Source organism: Janthinobacterium sp. P210005, from assembly GCF_036231865.1.
GTDB classification, from domain to species: domain Bacteria; phylum Pseudomonadota; class Gammaproteobacteria; order Burkholderiales; family Burkholderiaceae_D; genus Janthinobacterium; species Janthinobacterium kumbetense.
The window spans coordinates 357,204-374,723 of record NZ_JAZARC010000006.1; the positions used below are offsets into that span (position 1 = coordinate 357,204).

Consider the following 17,520-nt stretch of genomic DNA (forward strand, 5'->3'; position numbering starts at 1 on the left):
TCAGTCGCTGTTAATGTTTGCCGGTGCTGCCGAAACCGCCAACACCGCGTTCGCTGTCGCCGAATTCCTCGACGACGTTAAAGCCCACTTGCAGCACCGGCACGATAATCAGTTGCGCCAGACGTTCCATGGGATTGAGCGTGAAAGCGCTCTGGCCCCGGTTCCAGGTCGATACCATCAGCTGGCCCTGGTAATCGGAGTCGATCAAGCCTACCAGATTCCCCAATACGATGCCGTTTTTGTGGCCCATGCCGCTGCGCGGCAGGATCATGGCCGCATACGACGGGTCGCCGATGTGGATGGCCAGGCCCGTGGGAATGAGCACGGTCTGGCCGGCTTCGATGGTGATCGCCTCGTCGATGCAGGCGCGCAGGTCCAGGCCGGCGCTGCCGGGTGTGGCGTAGGCCGGCAGCATTTCTTTCATGCGGGCGTCGAGGATCTTGATGTCGATATTTTTCATTAATCTAACTAACTAAGCTAAGTCGTATAAAAGGTTATTTGAGCAGCGAATTCTTGGCCAGCCGCTTCGAGATTTCCGAAATCAGCTGGCGCGCCAGGTTCAGTTTCGAGGCGCGCGGCAGTACGGTATGGCCTTCCTCGTCGAACAGGATGATGGTGTTGTCATCCTGGCCAAACGTGTTCTGGCCGATATTGCCGACCAGCAAGGGGATGCCCTTCTTTTCGCGCTTGGTCGAGCCGAATTCCACCAGGTTTTCCGATTCGGCGGCAAAACCGACACAGTACGGATAGCCGGCCAGGTTGGTGCGCGCCGCCACGGTGGCCAGGATGTCGGGGTTTTGCGCGAACTGCAGTTCCGGCACGGAGCCGTCGGCCTGCTTTTTCATCTTTTGTTCGCTGGCGTTGGCCACGCGCCAGTCGGCCACGGCGGCCACGGCGACGAAGACATGCTGGCCATCGACGTGGGCGAGTACCGCATCGTGCATCTGCTGCGCGCTTTGCACGTCGATGCGGCGCACGCCGAAGGGCGCGTCCAGGGCCGTGGGGCCGGAAATGAGCAGCACCTCGGCGCCCGCTTCGCGCGCCGCGCGCGCCACCGCATAGCCCATCTTGCCCGAGGACAGATTGGTGATGCCGCGCACGGGGTCGATGGCTTCGAACGTGGGGCCGGCAGTGACCAGCACGCGCTTGCCCGCCAATACCTTAGGCTGGAAGGCGGCGATCAGCTCCGTCAGCAGCTGTTCCGGTTCCAGCATGCGGCCCAGCCCCGTTTCGCCGCACGCCTGTTCGCCGGCGGCCGGGCCGAACAGCTTGATGCCGTCGTCGCGCAGCTGCTGCACATTGCGTTGCGTGGCGGGGTTTTGCCACATTTCCACGTTCATGGCCGGCGCCACCAGCAGGGGCAGGTGGGATGGGCGGGCCAGGCACAGGGTCGACAGCAGGTCGTCGCACACGCCGTGCGCCAGCTTGCGCATGAAGTCGGCGGAACACGGCGCGATCAAAATCGCGTCCGCATGGCGCGTCAAATCGATATGCGCCATGTTGTTGGCTATGCGCGCATCCCACTGGCTAGTGTGCACGGGGTGGCCGGACAGGGCCTGCATCGTGACGGCCGTGATGAAGTGGCTGGCCGCATCCGTCATCACCACCTGCACCGAGGCGCCTGCCTTGGTCAGCGCGCGGCACAATTCGGCCGCCTTGTAGCAGGCGACGCCGCCCGAGAGTCCCAGGACGATTTTTTTGCCGGACAGTTCCATGCCGTTCTCCTGCGTGTTTATTTGTTTACCCGGCGCAGTTCATCGATGATGAACAGGGCCGCGCCGATGCAGATGGCGCTGTCGGCGATATTGAAAGCAGGGAAATGGCCCCAGCTTTTCCAGTGGAAGTCGAGGAAATCGACCACGTGGCCGTACATCAGGCGGTCGATAGCGTTGCCCAGCGCGCCGCCGAGGATCAGCGAGAGGGCCCAGCAGAACATGCGCTGGCCGGCGTGCTTTTTCAGCAGGTAGATGATGTAGATGGCGGCCGCCAGGGCGATGCCGGTGAAGAAATAGCGCTGCCAGCCGCCCTGGTCGGACAGGAAGCTGAATGCGGCGCCCTTGTTATACGCGAGCACCAGGTTGAAATACGAGGTGATGACCATTTCCTGCGCATAGCGGAAGGTCTTCAGGATCGTGATCTTGGTGATCTGGTCGAATAGGATGACGATGGCGGCAATGCCCAGCCACAGCGTCAGCGGCGATTGCGGTTTCGATGAAAAACGGTTTTTAGTGGCCATATTTTTCCAGGGAAGATAAAGCCGCCGCCTGGCAGCAGGCGGCGGTTGGACGGATAGCATACAACGGCGGGCAAAATCGTAGCGAGCGGCAGCGATTTGTGGCCGAGAAGCGCAACCGTACTCTAGTACGGTGAGCATCGCAGGCCGCAAATCGCGACGCGCAGCAGATTTTGACGCCGTTGTTTAGGCGAAGCGGCGAACTTCGCCCTTGCCAAACAGGTTGCTGACGCAGCGGCCGCACAGGGTGGCATGCGCGGCATCCGTGCCCACGTCGCTGCGGTAGTGCCAGCAGCGCTCGCACTTCGGCGCCGTCGACGCGGCCACGACCACTTCCTCGGCCGCTTCGTCGGCCACTTCGGCTACCGTTGCCTGCGAGGTGATGAAGACGAACTTCAAGTCGTCGCCCAGGGTCGTCAACAGCTTGTACTTCATCGGCGCGGCCTTGATCGTCAGCTCCGCCTGCAGCGACGAGCCGATGGCGCCCGAAGTGCGCAAGTCTTCCAGCTGTTTCGTCACGTCCGTGCGCACGGCGCGCAGGGCCGTGTATTTCTCCAGCAGGTCGGCCGCATCCGCCACTTCCGGCAGCTGCCACCAGGTTTGCGTGAAGATGGTTTCATCGCTGGCGGCATACGCTTCGCTGCCGGCGAAGACGGCCCACGCTTCCTCGGCCGTGAACGACAGGGCCGGGGCCATCAGGCGCAGCAGGCTTTGCGTGATGTGCCACAGGGCCGTTTGCGCCGAACGGCGCGCGTGCGACGTCAGGCCGGAGGTGTACAGGCGGTCCTTCAGGATGTCCAGGTAGAAGCCGCCCAGGTCTTCCGAGCAGTACGTCTGCAGCTTCGACACGACCGGGTGGAATTCGTAGCGCGCGTAGTTGTTCTCGATCTGCGTTTGCAGCGAGGCCATGTTGGCCAGCGCATAGCGGTCGATTTCGAACATCTCGGCCACCGGCACGGCGTCCGTGGCCGGATTGAAGTCCGAGGTGTTCGCCAGCAGGAAGCGCAGGGTGTTGCGGATGCGGCGGTACGATTCCGTCACGCGTTTCAGGATTTCGTCGGAGATCGACAGCTCGCCCGTGTAGTCGGTCGAGGCGATCCACAGGCGCAGGATGTCCGCGCCCAGGGTGTCCGAGATCTTTTGCGGCGCCAGCGTGTTACCCAGCGACTTCGACATCTTCTTGCCTTCGCCATCGACCGTGAAGCCGTGCGTCAGCAGCGCTTTATATGGCGGACGGCCATTGAGCATCGACGACACGAGCAGGGACGAGTGGAACCAGCCGCGATGCTGGTCCGAGCCTTCCAGGTACAGGTCGGCCGGGAATTGCAGCTGCGTCGAGTGCGAACCGTGCGCTTGCGGGCCGCCCAGCACCGTCTGGTGCGTGGCGCCGGAATCGAACCACACGTCCAGCGTATCCTTGTTCTTCGCGTAGATGGCCGCTTCGTCGCCGATCAGGTCAGCCAGGTCCAGCGCCTGCCAGGCCTCGATGCCGCCTTTTTCGATCAGCTTGGCCACTTGCTCCAGCAGTTCCGGCGTGCGCGGATGCAGGTCGCCCGTTTCCTTGTGCACGATGAAGGCCATCGGCACGCCCCACTGGCGCTGGCGCGACAGGGTCCAGTCGGGACGGTTGGCGATCATGCCGTGCAGGCGCGCCTGGCCCCAGTCCGGGAAGAACTCGGTGTCGGCGATGCCTTTCAAGGCCGTTTCGCGCAAGGTCGCGCCGCCGTCTTTCGGCGTCACGTCCATGCCGGCAAACCACTGCGAGGTGGCGCGGTAGATGATCGGCGTCTTATGGCGCCAGCAATGCATGTAGCTGTGGTCGAACATCTTGACTTCGAACAGCGCACCGGCTTCGCGCAGGGCGTTGCAGATCGGCTTCGACGCTTCCCAGATGGTCATGCCGCCGAACAGGGGCAGGGTCGAGGCGAACTTGCCGTCGCCCATGACGGGTTTGATGATGTCGTCGTCCTTCATGCCGTGCGCCTTGCACGAGATGAAGTCGTCCAGGCCGTAGGCTGGCGCCGAGTGCACCACGCCCGTGCCGCTTTCCGTGGTCACGTATTCGGCCAGGTACAAGGGCGACAGGCGGTCGTAGAAGGCGTCGGCCGCATGCAGCGGGTGGCGGAAGCTGATGCCGGCCAGGGCCGCGCCGTCGCAGGTGGCGATAGTCGTGCCATCGAGCTTGAAGCGCGCCAGGCTGGCGACGACCAGGTCTTGCGCCAGGATCAGCAGCAGCGGCTGGCCATCGCGCTCGGCTTTCACCAGCGCGTATTTGACTTCCGGGTGCACGTTCAGCGCCTGGTTCGACGGGATGGTCCACGGCGTGGTGGTCCAGATGACGATGAAACCGTTATCGGTCGGCAGGGAAGGCAGGCCGAAGGCGGCCGCCAGTTTTTCCGGCTCGGCGAACTTGAAGCCGACGTCGATGGCGGGATCGCGTTTTTCCGCGTATTCCACTTCCGCCTCGGCCAGCGCCGACTGGCAGTCGAAGCACCAGTTGACGGGCTTCAGGCCGCGGTACACATAGCCTTTTTCCAGCAGCTTGCCCAGCGCGCGCAATTCGTCGGCTTCATTGCCGTGCGCCATGGTCAGGTACGGGTTGTCCCACTCGCCCAGCACGCCCAGGCGGATGAAGTCTTTCTTCTGGCGCTCGACCTGCACGTTGGCGTAGGCGCGGGCCTTTTCCAGCACTTCGGCCGTCGGCAGGTTCTTGCCGTGCAGTTTTTCGATCTGGATCTCGATCGGCATGCCGTGGCAATCCCAGCCCGGTACGTACGGCGCGTCGAAGCCGGCCAGCGAGCGCGACTTGACGACCATGTCCTTCAGGATCTTGTTGACGGCGTGGCCCAGGTGGATATCGCCATTCGCATACGGCGGGCCGTCATGCAGGATGAATTTCGGACGGCCGGCGGCAGCCTTGCGCACGCGCTCGTAGATTTTCTTGTCTTGCCATTGCTGTACCCATTGCGGCTCGCGCTTGGCCATATCGCCGCGCATCGGGAACGGGGTTTCCGTCATGTTGACCGGGTATTTGCTTTCAGGCTTCTTGTTCTGCTTGGGCGTGGCTGGCTTGTTTTGATCGGACATAATCTTCTTTAATGGTATGGAGTATATTTTTGCAGCGGGTTTGCGACGGCAAGTGCCGCCAGGCGGCGGAGTTGGCCGGCGTCAAATTCGGTCGGTGGCGGTAATGGCGCCGCTGCGCTGCTCAAAATAGGCGCGCGCCTGGTTCGAGTCGCGCTCGATGGCGGCCGTCAGGGTGGGCAAGTCGTCGTACTTTTCTTCGTCGCGCAGCTTTTCCAGGAATTCCACGCGCACCAGCTTGCCGTAGCCGGATTGATTGAAATCAAACAGATGCACTTCCAGCAAGACGCGGCCGCTGTCGTCGACGGTGGGGCGCACGCCGAGGCTGGCCACGGCCGGCAGCGGCTGCGGCGCCAGGCCGTGCACTTGCACGATGAAGACGCCGGACAGGGCGGGACGGTGCGCCACGCGCAGGTTCAGGGTGGGAAAACCGAGGGTGCGGCCCAGTTTCTGGCCGTGGATGACATGGCCGGAAATGGCGTACGGATGGCCCAGCAGCTGCGTGGCCAGCGGAAAATCGCCGGCGGCCAGCGCCAGGCGCACGGCGGACGACGAGATGCGCGTGCTGCCGTTCATCACGGTAGGCAATGTTTCTACATGGAAACCATATTTGCGGCCCGCTTCCTGCAGCATGGCCACGTCGCCGGCGCGCCGGGCGCCATAGCAAAAGTCGTCGCCGACCATCAGCCATTTCACGTGCAAGCCGTCGACGAGGACTTTTTCCGTGAATTCCTGCGGCGTCAAGGCGGCGAACTGGGCGCTGAAGTGCTCGACGACGACACGGTCGATGCCGGCGTCATCCAGCGATTGCAGCTTGTCGCGCAAGTTGGCGATGCGCTGCGGGGCCTTGGACAGGTCGCCCGCGCGCTGCGCGAAGAATTCGCGCGGGTGCGGTTCGAACGTCATCACGGCCGCTTCAATGCCGAGTTCGGTCGCCGCGCCGCGCACGCGCGCCAGCAAGGCTTGATGGCCGATGTGGACACCGTCAAAATTGCCGATGGTCAGAGCGCAAGGCGCTCGTGCCTGGGCATTGGGAAGTCCGCGGAATACCTTCATAGGAATCTGATGAAAAACTGTGCCAAAAGGGGGATTATACGGACTGTTTCGGGGATGCACACCCGGCAGGGTGGACGCAGGGCGAATTTCACTGCTGAAATGATAAAAAGCGTTGCCGGCGGGTATGCTGGCAACGCTTTTGGATGGCACTCGACTAGCTGCCCGACAACGCCTTGGCGGTGTTGTCTTATTTATTCATCAAGGTCCAGTAGCGGGCCAGGTCAGCCGCGCCATCCGTGCCCTTGACGGCTTTGAGTGCCGTCGTAGCGTTGGACTTCTTGCCGGCGTGGATGTAGGCGATGCCCAGATGCAGCTTGGCTTCTTCCGCATACTTGGCGGTGCCCAGTTTCACGGCGTCGTTCATCAAGCCCAGACCTTTTTCGGCCTGGCCATCGTAGACCAGGGCGAAGCCCAGCTTGCTCAAGCTGTCGGCGTCCTTGTTCTTGGCGTATTCCGCTTCCGACTTGGCCGCGTTGGCTTTCAGGTCAGCCTGGGTTTTCAGGGCCAGGTCTTTCAGACGCTGGTGACGTGGCGCATCGGCGCCGGTACCCAGCACGCCTTTTTTGTAGCCTTGCTCGATGATGCTCAGCGCTTCGCCAGGATTGCCTGCTTGCAGGGCCAACTGGCTGATTTCCATGTATTCGGAAGGCTTGCTGAACAGGCCGTTGGCCAGGCGCAGGCGCTGGACATCCAGGCCCAGGCGTTGCGAGAAGCCAGGTTTGCCCGAAACGCGGTTCAGCAGGTCGGCCCAGTAGCTGGTTTTCGGATAGCTCGATGCCAGTTTTTCCAGGGTGGCAACGTAGCCGCCCTTGTCGTTTTGCTTCAACTGGATGTTGGCCAGCATTTGCAGGCTCGCTTCCGAGTTGCCGCCACGCGCTTGCAGTTCTTTTGCCGCTTCGGCGAAGTTGCCGCTGACGTAGTAGGTCTGGATCAGCAGTTCGCGCATCTGTGGATCTTCGCGGTCTTTCAGCGAGCGTTTGATCCAGGTGATGGTGTTTGGCCAATCCTTGGCGCGGTAGTACATGCCTGCCAGCGCTTGCGTGAATTTGGGGGCTTCGGCGGCGCTCAGGCGGCCGGAATTGATGACGGCTTCAAAAGCCTTGATGGCGGTGCCGTTGTCGCCAGCGGCGGCGGCGGCCGAGGCGCGCACGCGTTCGATCTGGTAGCTTTCAAAGGCGGTCTTGCCGCCGACGCTGTCAGCTTCGCGCAGCTTGGCCAGTGCTTCCTTGTTTTTGCCGCTGCCAGCGAGTTTTTGCGCTTCTTGCAATGGCTTGCCCACTTCGGCACGCACGGTGTCCGCGGCATATGCCAGCGAGCCCAGGCCGATTACGGGAGTTGCTGCGGTAAAACCGATAGCGGCCATGACGAGGCCGAGATGAGCGAGACGAAACTTGGACATGAGAAAGTCTTTCAGTAAAAAGCGAATAGGCAGGAAGTCCTGCCTATTCGGATGTAAAGATAACCTGATTGCTACAGCTTACTGGAATTGCTCGTTGCCGACCAGACCGATTTTGGTCACGCCCAGACGCTGCGCCGACGCCATCACACCGGCGACGACTTTGTATTCCACCAGCTTGTTAGGACGCAGATGCACTTCTGGCTGATCTGCTTGCGCAGCAACGTTGCTCAGCTTGGCTTCCAGCGTATTACGATCAGGTACGACCTGATTGTCCCACAAGATAGTGCCATCAAAATCGACATCGATCGTGACGACCACTGGTTCGGTTGTCGGTGGCGGCGGGGTGCCGACCGGCATGTTCAGGTTCACCGAGTGGTTTTGCTTAGGAATCGTGATGATCAACATGATAATCAGCACCAGCATCACGTCGATGAGGGGCGTCATGTTCAGTTCCATCATTGGTTCCGGATCCGCGCCTGCTGCGCTTCCCGAACCGACATTCATACTCATAGTGTTTCCTTTAAGAAGTCCAACGAAGCACCGGGCGATACTGCCGCCCGGCAAGCTTCCGTCAGTGGCGCCCCCCTGTTGCCGGGGCGCCGCTGTCAGTCGCTATCAGCCCTTGTCAGGTGGTTCGGTGATGAAGCCGACCTTCTGGATCCCGGCACGTTGGGTCGTGTAAATAACCCGGCCGATCGATTCGTAGCGTGTTTCTTGGTCGCCACGAACGTGTACTTCCGGCTGCGGTACTTTCACTGCTTCAACTTTAAGATAATCGAACAGTTCGTTCGTGTCTTTCAGTCTGGTCTGGCCCAGGTAAATCTCACCATCCTTGTTAACAACGATGTTGACGTTCTCTGGCTTGGTTTGCAGGGCTTGGTTGGCCTCAATCGGCAGATCGATTTTCTGCAATTTGAGGACAACCGGACTGGTGATCAAGAAAATGATCAGCAAAACCAACATGATGTCGACGAGCGGCGTCGTGTTGATTTCTGACATTACTTGATCTTCATCTCCGCTGTCGGAGCCGACGGACATCGACATGATTCTTATCCGATCTTTTTAGCGCCGGCAGCACGGCCAGCTTCGCTGGTGGACATTACGCCGGAAACCAGGACCGAGTGAACGTCGGCGCTGAACGAGCGGATGTCTTCCATTGCGGATTTGTTACGACGTACCAGCCAGTTGTAACCCAGAACGGCAGGAACGGCGACCAGCAGACCGAAAGCGGTCATGATCAGTGCTTCACCAACTGGACCTGCAACTTTATCGATCGATGCGTTACCGGTCATGCCGATAGCGGTCAGCGCGCCGTAAATACCCCAAACGGTACCGAACAGACCGATAAACGGTGCGGTCGAACCAACGGTTGCCAGGAACGACAGGCCATCTTGCAGACGCGATTGGACTTTATCCGAAGCGCGCTGGATCGACATCGTCACCCAGGTCGACAGATCGATTTGTTCCAGCAGGGCGCCGTCATGGTGAGCGGTTGCCTTGGTGCCCGATTCAGCGATGAAGCGGAATGGCGAGCCTTCGCTCAGGGTTGCCGAACCAGCAGCGATCGAAGGAGCTTTCCAGAATTTGGAAGCGGCTTCTTTAGCTTGCTTGAAGATCTTCATTTGATCCAGCAGTTTGGTGATGATGATGTACCAGCTGCCGATCGACATGATGGACAGGATGATCAGGGTGGCGCGTGGCACGAAGCCGCCGTCCCATACTGCGGACAGGCCGAACGGGTTGTGCACTTCTTCGGTTTTGGCTGGAGCGGCTGCATCAGCGGCTGGAGCTGCTGCTGGAGCGGCGGCATCTGCAGCAACTGGTGCTGGTGCAGCGTCTGCCGCAGGAGCCGAAGCGGCAGCCGATGCTGGCGCGTCAGCGAATGCCGGAGCTGCTACCAGAGCGGTAGTAGCGGTAACGGACAACAGAACCGCGGCAAAAAATGCGGACAAACGGGTATTCTTAAACATGCTTCCTCCAAAATTAAAAATAACAGATCGCTGAACGTAATGACAACGAAATCATAGTGTGAGACAGGGGATAACTGTCTCGGGTTTTAATCCAGCGACCAAACGTATTGCATTTGCTGCCAGCCTTGTTCCGGCTTGCCGTCAACTGTTGCCGGCTTAAATGTACAGCGGCTGATACCTTGCACCGCAGCTTTGTCCAGGTCCCTGAAGCCGCTGGACTTCACGATCTTCGAATCAGCGACCTTGCCGTCTACACCGATCAGGAACGACAGTGTCACCACACCGGTTTCCTCGTTACGCTGCGACGACTTTGGATAAGCCGGTTTTTCGCAGACGCTGAAGTCAACCACGGCCGGTGTACGCACCGATTTGGCTGGTCCAGGAGTTGGCGCAGGCTGTGCTGGCGGCGTTGGCGGTGCCAATACATTCGATGCTGGCTTCACGGCAGTCGCATTTGCAATCACGTTCTGCTGTGGCGGCGGCTGCTGCACGTTCACCTCGACTGGCGGAATGAATGGCGGCGGTGGCGCCTTCATTTCTGGCGGCGGTGGTGGCGGTGGAAGATCCTTCGGTGGAGGCGGTTTGACTTCCTCGATAATCTTGGTTTCAACCGGTTCCATCATTTTGGTGACCAACCGCTTGCCCAAGCCCGTCGCGATCCCGTAAGCCGCGAGAACGTGCAGCAGGACAACGACGGTTATGCCTGTGTAGTTCTTGGGACTTTTCTCGTTCGAAAAATTCATGCCTGCTTTCTCCAAATACCATCTCTTGTCTTGCAACTGAACCCCAAAATGACGACACAAAGCTCCAGCCGTATCCGGGACGTCGCCGAATTATACATACGAATTCTTTATTTTACACAGATTTTTAACGCCTAAAACCGGTTAAATTTTTGGCGCTTTTGCGCCCTGAAAACGTACTTGCTTATGTCATCTTTGCACGCTTTCGGACATAAAAAAAGGCGGTCTTATCGGTTTTTTACAGCCGTTTTGGGCGACCGCTGCTAAGTTCTCCGATGTGTCGATCTGGCGGAATTATATTTCGTGATATCCAATATGGAAACTGCTAAATTTGGAGAAAAATCTTTCTTTTTGGAAATGTTTTGCCTCGGAACCAGACCACTTAGCCCGTCGCGCGCACCAAACGGGTGCGGAACGCACTTCACCCAGGTCAAAAAAGGCGCTCCTGACAGCCGTTTCGAGGCCGTCAGGCCATACTGAATTCCTATATAGGCATAGGAAGCGCTTATATTCTTGCTATTGATTATTATCAACAAATCATTTCATGGCTTGGCAACCGGGTCATCGCGCCGGTTGCGCTTCTCGCGCCGGCAATTCAAGGTGCCCAGTACCGCCCCCTGTGGGTCGACCGTATCGAGGTGCACATCGAAGCCCCACAGCCGTGCCACGTGCTTGAGCACCTCGGCCGCCTGCTGGTTCAGCGGGCGGCGCTGGAATTGCGTGTGGCGCAGGGTCAGGGCGCGGTCGTCGCGCGTGTTGACGGACCAGACCTGGATATTCGGCTCGCGGTTGCCCAGGTTGTACTGTTCCGCCAGTTGCTGGCGCACGTAGCGGTAGCCGGCATCGTCGTGGATGGCGGAAATGGCCAGTTTTTCATTCTTGTCGTCGTCGAGCACGGTAAAGAAGTGGAATTCGCGGATCAGCCGCGGCGACAGGTACTGGGCGATGAAGCTTTCATCCTTGAAATTGCGCATGGCAAAGTCCAGGCTCTTGCGCCAGTCGCTGCCGGCCATGTCGGGGAACCAGGCGCGGTCTTCGTCGGTCGGGTGCTCGCAGATGCGGCGGATGTCGCTCATCATGGCAAAACCCAGCGCATACGGGTTGATGCCGCTGTAGTACGGGCTGTCGATGGGCGGCTGGTAGACCACGTTGGTATGGCTTTTCAGAAATTCCATCATGAAGCCGTCGCCCACCACGCCTTCGTCATACAGCTGGTTCAATATCGTGTAGTGCCAGAAGGTGGCCCAGCCCTCGTTCATGACCTGGGTTTGCCGCTGCGGATAGAAGTACTGGGAAATCTTGCGCACGATGCGCACCATCTCGCGCTGCCACGGTTCCAGCAGCGGCGCATACTTTTCGATGAAATACAGCAGGTTTTCCTCGGGTTCGGGCGGAAAGCGGGGCGCGGCCTTGCGCTGGTCTTCCTCTTCCTCCTCATCCTCGCGGCGGGGCAGGGTGCGCCACAGCTGGTTGATCTGCGACTGCACATAGGCTTCGCGCTCTTTCTGGCGCGCATATTCCTTCGCCATCGACAGTTTCGCCGGGCGCTTGTAGCGGTCCACGCCATAGTTCTGGATGGCGTGGCACGAGTCGAGCAGCAATTCCACGGCGTCGACGCCATGGCGCTGTTCGCATTCGGCGATGTAATTCTTGGCAAACACCATATAGTCGATGATGGCGTCCGCATCCGTCCAGGCGCGGAACAGGTAATTGCCTTTAAAAAAGGAGTTGTGGCCGTACGCCGCATGCGCGATCACCAGCGATTGCATGGTCAGGCTGTTTTCCTCCATTAAATAGGCGATGCACGGGTTCGAGTTGATGACGATCTCGTAGGCCAGGCCCATCTGGCCCCGCTTGTAGCTTTTCTCGGTCGATAAAAAATGCTTGCCGAATGACCAATGGTTGTAGGAGACGGGCATGCCCACCGAGGTGTAGGCATCCATCATCTGCTCGGCCGTGATGATTTCCAGCTGGTTCGGATAGGTGTCGAGGCCAAACTGTTTCGCCACGCGGCGGATTTCCTCGTGGATTTGCTCGATCAGTTCGAACGTCCATTCCGACTGCTCGGGCAGGGCGTTCGGATGGCGCAGGCGCGCGAACGGTTCGCCCGGGGTGTTGCTGGCGCGGTCAAAGGCTGCACTCATCATTTCACCTGTTTCTTGAACAGTTCGCGGAAGACCGGGTAGATATCGGCCGGCGTGACGATCTTTTGCATGGCGAAATGGGCGTGATGGTCGAGCACGCCCGCGTATTGCTCCCACAGGTTTTGCTGCGGGCCGTCCGTGATCTCGACATAGGTGTAGTACTGCACCTTGGGCATGATGGTATTAATAAGCAATTGCCGGCACAGCACGGAATCGTTGTCCCAGTTGTCGCCGTCGGACGCCTGCGCCACATAGCTGTTCCATTGCCCGGCGCCATAGCGTTCGTCGATGATGGTGTTGAGCAAGTGCAGCGCGGACGATACGACGGTGCCGCCCGACTCGCGCGAATTGAAGAATTCATGCTCGTCCACTTCGGCCGCCGCCGTATGGTGGCGGATGAAGACGACCTCGATCTTGTCGTAGGCGCGCTTGAGGAACAGATATAACAGGATGAAGAAGCGCTTGGCCGTGTCCTTGCGCGACTCGTCCATGGAGCCGGACACGTCCATGATGCAGAACATGACGGCTTGCGTCATCGGCTTGGGCACCTTGATGCGGTTGCTGTAGCGCAAGTCGAACGGGTCGATGAAGGGGATGGCCAGCAGGCGCGTATGCAGGTGGTGGATCAAACGGCGCAGTTCCGTGACGAGCGGGTCGCTGTCGGGCGCGCCTTCGTGCAGCAGTTCGGCCAGGTCTTCCTCGGCCTGCGCCAGCTGCTTGCGGGCGCCGCCGCCGACGGCGATGCGCCGCCCCAGCGCGCCGCGCAGGGAACGCAGCACGTGGATGTTCGATGGCGTGCCCGACATATTGTAGCCGGCGCGCTGGTTCTTGAATTCCGTGGTGGCCGTCAGCTGGGTTTTCACCATGTGCGGCAATTCCAGGTCTTCGAAGAAGTAATTCATGAATTCTTCGCGCGACAATTCGAAGATGAAGTCGTCTTCCGTCGTTTCGTCGCTATTGCCCGCCTTGCCCCGCCCGGCGCCACCGCCGCCTTTCGGCCGCGCGATCTGGTCGCCTTTCAGGTATTCCTTGTTGCCGGGATTGACCACTTCCCATACGCCGCCATGCGCGTGGCCGAACGACGGTTCGCCCACGTCCTTGACGGGGATGCTGACCTTCTCGCCATTCTCGACGTCCGTGATCGAGCGCCCCTTGATGGCGCGCCCCACGGCATCCTTGATCTGGCCCTTGTAACGCCGCAGAAAACGCTCGCGGTTGACGGCGGATTTATTCTTGCTTTGCAAGCGCCTGTCGATGAGATATGTCAAAGGGTGCCTCCTTGCTTCTCGTCTTGCGCGCCCCGCCAGCCCTCGGGCGGGAGCGCGCCTCCGCTGTCCGCGCTAGGATGACTTGCGCACGCGCAAGTACCATTCGCATAACAGGCGTACCTGCTTGGCCGTATAGCCTTTTTCCACCATGCGGGCCACGAAGTCGGCGTGCTTGTTGGCATCGTCGGCGCTGGCCTTGGCATTGAAGGAAATCACGGGCAACAATTCCTCCGTATTCGAAAACATTTTCTTTTCAATGACGGTGCGGAACTTTTCATAACTGGTCCAGGCGGGATTCTTGCCGCCGTTCGAGGCCCGCGCGCGCAAGCCGAAGTTCACGATTTCATTGCGGAAATCCTTCGGATTGGAAATGCCCGCCGGTTTCTCGATCTTCTCGAGTTCATTGTTCAGCGATTCGCGGTCGAAGCTTTCGCCCGTGTCCGGATCGCGGTATTCCTGATCCTGTATCCAGAAATCGGCAAACGTCACGTAGCGGTCGAAGATGTTCTGCCCGTATTCCGAATAGCTTTCCAGGTAAGCCGTCTGGATCTCCTTGCCGATGAATTCCACGTAGCGCTGCGCCAGGTGCTCTTTTATATAGGAGAAGTAGCGCTGCTCCAGTTCCGGCGCGAACTGCTCGCGCTCGACCTGCTGCTCCAGTACATATAATAGATGCACGGGATTGGCAGCCACTTCGGAATTGTCAAAGTTGAACACTTTTGACAGGATCTTGAAGGCAAAGCGCGTCGACAAGCCGTTCATGCCTTCGTCCACGCCCGCGTAATCGACGTATTCGTGCATGGACTTGGCTTTCGGGTCCGTATCCTTGAGGTTTTCGCCATCGTAGACGAGCATCTTCGAGAAGATGCTGGAGTTTTCCGGGTCTTTCAGGCGCGACAGGATGGCGAACTGCGCCATCATGCGCAGGGTGCCGGGCGCGCACGGGGCCTTGACGAGCGAGGAATTGGCCACCAGCTTGTCGTAGATCTTGATTTCATCGGACACGCGCAGGCAGTACGGCACCTTGACTATATAGATACGGTCAAGAAACGCCTCGTTGTTGCGGTTGTTCTTGAACGTCTTCCATTCCGACTCGTTCGAGTGGGCCAGGATGATGCCGTCGAACGGAATCGCGCCGAAGCCTTCCGTGCCCTTGTAATTGCCTTCCTGCGTGGCCGTCAGCAAGGGGTGCAGGACCTTGATCGGCGCCTTGAACATTTCCACGAATTCCATCAAGCCCTGGTTGGCCAGGCACAGGCCGCCCGAATAGCTGTAGGCGTCCGGGTCGTCCTGCGCATAGTCTTCCAGCTTGCGGATGTCGACCTTGCCCACCAGCGAGGAAATATCCTGGTTGTTTTCGTCGCCCGGCTCCGTTTTCGAGATGGCGATCTGTTTCAGCACGGATGGATAGCGCTTGACGACGCGGAACTGGTTGATATCGCCATTGTATTCATGCAGGCGTTTCACGGCCCACGGGCTGGGGATGTTGCGCAGATAGCGGCGCGGGATGCCGTAATCCTCTTCCAGGATGGTGCCGTCCTCTTCCTCGTTGAACAGGCCCAGCGGCGATTCGTTGACGGGCGAGCCTTTCAGGCAATAGAAGGGCACGTGTTCCATCAGCGACTTGAGTTTTTCCGCGATGGACGACTTGCCGCCGCCGACGGGCCCCAGCAGATACAGGATCTGCTTGCGTTCTTCCAGGCCTTGCGCGGCGTGGCGGAAGTACGAGACGACTTGCTCGATCACCTCCTCGGTGCCGTAGAACTCGCGGAAGGCGGGATAGATCTTGATGATCTTGTTGGCGAAGATGCGCGACAAGCGCGTGTCGTTGCGCGTGTCGACCAGCTGCGGCTCGCCGATGGCGGCCAGCATGCGTTCGGGCGCGCTGGCGTACGTCAGCTTGTCCTTCTTGCACAGGGCCAGGTAGTCGGTGAGCGACATTTCCTCTTCGCGGGTGCGCTCGTAGCGTGCTGCATAGTTATCAAAAATGGTCATGTCAATGTCCTTTAATGTAAACCCGTACTGCCAGTCACCATGGCCGCCCGCCTGGCACTCGCCTGGGCTTGCCGCTTGAACTTTTCCTGTACCCCGTATCGATTTTTATTGTTGTTTCAAGCCCGGCTGTCTTTGCGAGTCCGGATTGCCCGGACCAAAAAACTGGCGCTTGATGCCGTGTGCTGACGTGGCCAGCCGGCTTTTTTTTCACTGTTGATAGCGCTTGCTGCACCTACCATTACCCCATGAAATTTATTATTGCTCTAAAGGATCAGGAAGTCAAAAGATATGTCGGCATATCCTTAATACTTGTTTGTAAATTGTTGATTTAATTGGATAAATCATCAAATTTTTCATCGGTTCCAATGAACTTTTGTATACCTTTTAAACCATCATACGACAATTCGCCAGCGCGTGCCGGAGCCGGCCATGGCGCTGCCGCAGCCTGCGCCATGGCGGCCTGGCGCCGGTGAGGCTGGCCATCTTGCGCTAAGATGCCTGCATGTCTGATGGCCCTGCGCGCCGCGCGTGCGCGTGCGCGAGCCAGCATTTTTATCGTCACCCTATAAGGAACACCCATGATGAACCCCCAATTGCGCGCGATCGTCCGCGGCATGCCGAAGGCCGAACTGCATATCCATATCGAAGGCTCGCTGGAGCCAGAACTGATTTTCGCACTGGCAGAGCGCAATGGCGTGCCTCTGGGCTATGAATCGGTGGAACACTTGCGCAGCGCCTATGCTTTTACGGATTTACAGTCTTTTCTCGACATTTATTACGCTGGCGCAAGCGTGCTCTTGAAAGAGCAGGATTTCTATGACATGACGCAAGCCTACCTGCGCCGCGCCGAAGCCGATAACGTGCTGCACACGGAAATCTTCTTCGACCCGCAAACCCACACGGCGCGCGGCGTGCCCATCGCCGACGTGATCAACGGCATCCACCGCGCCTGCCAGGACAGTCCCGTCAGCGCGGCCCTGATCCTGTGCTTCCTGCGCCATTTGAGCGAGAAAGAGGCGTTCGAGACCCTGGAAGACGCCTTGCCGCACCGCGACAAATTCATCGGCATCGGCCTCGATTCCTCGGAAGTGGGCAATCCGCCCGAGAAATTCTCGCGCGTGTTTGCCCGCTGCCGCGAACTGGGCCTGCACCTGGTGGCCCACGCGGGCGAGGAAGGCCCGCCGGCCTACATCCGCACGGCGCTCGACGACTTGCAGGTCGAACGCATCGACCATGGCGTGCGCTGCCTGGAAGACGCGGAACTGACGGCCCGCCTGGCGCGCGAACAGATCGCCCTGACCGTCTGCCCCCTGTCGAACACCAAGCTGCGCGTGTTCGACCAGATGCACGACCATAACCTGGTGCAATTGCTCGACGCGGGCTTGCTGGTGACGGTGAACTCGGACGATCCCGCGTATTTCGGCGGCTACATGAACGACAATTTCGACGCCATCTTCGACGCGCTGCCGCTGGGCCTATCCCACGCGCAACGCCTGGCGCGCAACGGCTTCATCGCCGCCTTCCTGCCGCAGGCGCAGAAAGACGCCTTCCTCGCTACCGTCGATGCGTATTTCGCGCAGCACGCCGCCGCCCACGGCAGCGCGCAGTAACTCTATAAAGACCCGCCGCCC

Annotated in this window: 14 protein-coding genes; 1 reads left to right on the forward strand and 13 read right to left on the reverse strand. The window is 59.5% G+C overall.

The features are described from left to right. Nucleotides 1–10: 10 nt before the first annotated feature. The 13 genes from dut to VPH40_RS23570 form a co-directional block, all read right to left on the reverse strand. Nucleotides 11–460, reverse strand: coding sequence for a dUTP diphosphatase (dut, locus tag VPH40_RS23510; protein WP_099666823.1), 450 nt, complete (start codon nucleotides 458–460; stop codon nucleotides 11–13). Nucleotides 461–494: 34 nt separating this feature from the next. Further along, nucleotides 495–1,715, reverse strand: coding sequence for a bifunctional phosphopantothenoylcysteine decarboxylase/phosphopantothenate--cysteine ligase CoaBC (gene coaBC / locus VPH40_RS23515; RefSeq protein ID WP_099666824.1), 1,221 nt, complete (start codon nucleotides 1,713–1,715; stop codon nucleotides 495–497). A gap of 17 nt (nucleotides 1,716–1,732) precedes the next feature. Next, a complete protein-coding gene (lspA, locus tag VPH40_RS23520; protein WP_077407922.1) occupies nucleotides 1,733–2,236 on the reverse strand; it encodes a signal peptidase II in 504 nt (167 codons plus the stop codon). Nucleotides 2,237–2,419: 183 nt separating this feature from the next. Beyond that, the gene (ileS, locus tag VPH40_RS23525) at nucleotides 2,420–5,320 is read right to left on the reverse strand and encodes an isoleucine--tRNA ligase (protein WP_099666825.1); all 2,901 of its coding nucleotides are present in this window, start codon (nucleotides 5,318–5,320) and stop codon (nucleotides 2,420–2,422) included. Nucleotides 5,321–5,401: 81 nt separating this feature from the next. Continuing rightward, the gene (locus tag VPH40_RS23530; protein ID WP_328574653.1) at nucleotides 5,402–6,373 is read right to left on the reverse strand and encodes a bifunctional riboflavin kinase/FAD synthetase; all 972 of its coding nucleotides are present in this window, start codon (nucleotides 6,371–6,373) and stop codon (nucleotides 5,402–5,404) included. 187 nt (nucleotides 6,374–6,560) lie between these two features. Beyond that, entirely contained in the window at nucleotides 6,561–7,772 is a 1,212-nt protein-coding gene (locus VPH40_RS23535) for a hypothetical protein (protein ID WP_305052944.1), read from the reverse strand. A 78-nt stretch (nucleotides 7,773–7,850) separates the two neighbouring features. Further along, on the reverse strand, nucleotides 7,851–8,282 hold the full coding sequence (locus VPH40_RS23540; protein WP_170840419.1) for an ExbD/TolR family protein: 432 nt from the start codon (nucleotides 8,280–8,282) through the stop codon (nucleotides 7,851–7,853). Between the two features lie 105 nt (nucleotides 8,283–8,387). After that, on the reverse strand, nucleotides 8,388–8,816 hold the full coding sequence (locus VPH40_RS23545) for an ExbD/TolR family protein (RefSeq protein WP_071075811.1): 429 nt from the start codon (nucleotides 8,814–8,816) through the stop codon (nucleotides 8,388–8,390). Between the two features lie 5 nt (nucleotides 8,817–8,821). Beyond that, nucleotides 8,822–9,742: a MotA/TolQ/ExbB proton channel family protein gene (locus tag VPH40_RS23550; RefSeq protein ID WP_180278707.1), complete on the reverse strand. Its 921-nt coding sequence runs from the start codon at nucleotides 9,740–9,742 to the stop codon at nucleotides 8,822–8,824. Between the two features lie 86 nt (nucleotides 9,743–9,828). Next, nucleotides 9,829–10,485, reverse strand: coding sequence for an energy transducer TonB (locus VPH40_RS23555; RefSeq protein WP_289911227.1), 657 nt, complete (start codon nucleotides 10,483–10,485; stop codon nucleotides 9,829–9,831). A 539-nt stretch (nucleotides 10,486–11,024) separates the two neighbouring features. Then, complete coding sequence (locus VPH40_RS23560; RefSeq protein WP_099666828.1) at nucleotides 11,025–12,626, reverse strand: SpoVR family protein; 1,602 nt, start codon at nucleotides 12,624–12,626, stop codon at nucleotides 11,025–11,027. Continuing rightward, nucleotides 12,626–13,894, reverse strand: a complete 1,269-nt coding sequence (locus VPH40_RS23565; RefSeq protein WP_077407911.1) for a YeaH/YhbH family protein — start codon at nucleotides 13,892–13,894, stop codon at nucleotides 12,626–12,628. The genes VPH40_RS23560 and VPH40_RS23565 overlap by 1 nt, the downstream gene beginning before the upstream one ends. A 72-nt stretch (nucleotides 13,895–13,966) precedes the next feature. After that, complete coding sequence (locus VPH40_RS23570; RefSeq protein WP_099666829.1) at nucleotides 13,967–15,889, reverse strand: PrkA family serine protein kinase; 1,923 nt, start codon at nucleotides 15,887–15,889, stop codon at nucleotides 13,967–13,969. Nucleotides 15,890–16,467: 578 nt separating this feature from the next. On the opposite strand from VPH40_RS23570, the gene VPH40_RS23575 reads away from it, so the two are divergent. Beyond that, nucleotides 16,468–17,499, forward strand: coding sequence for an adenosine deaminase (locus tag VPH40_RS23575; protein ID WP_289911225.1), 1,032 nt, complete (start codon nucleotides 16,468–16,470; stop codon nucleotides 17,497–17,499). Nucleotides 17,500–17,520: the final 21 nt, after the last annotated feature.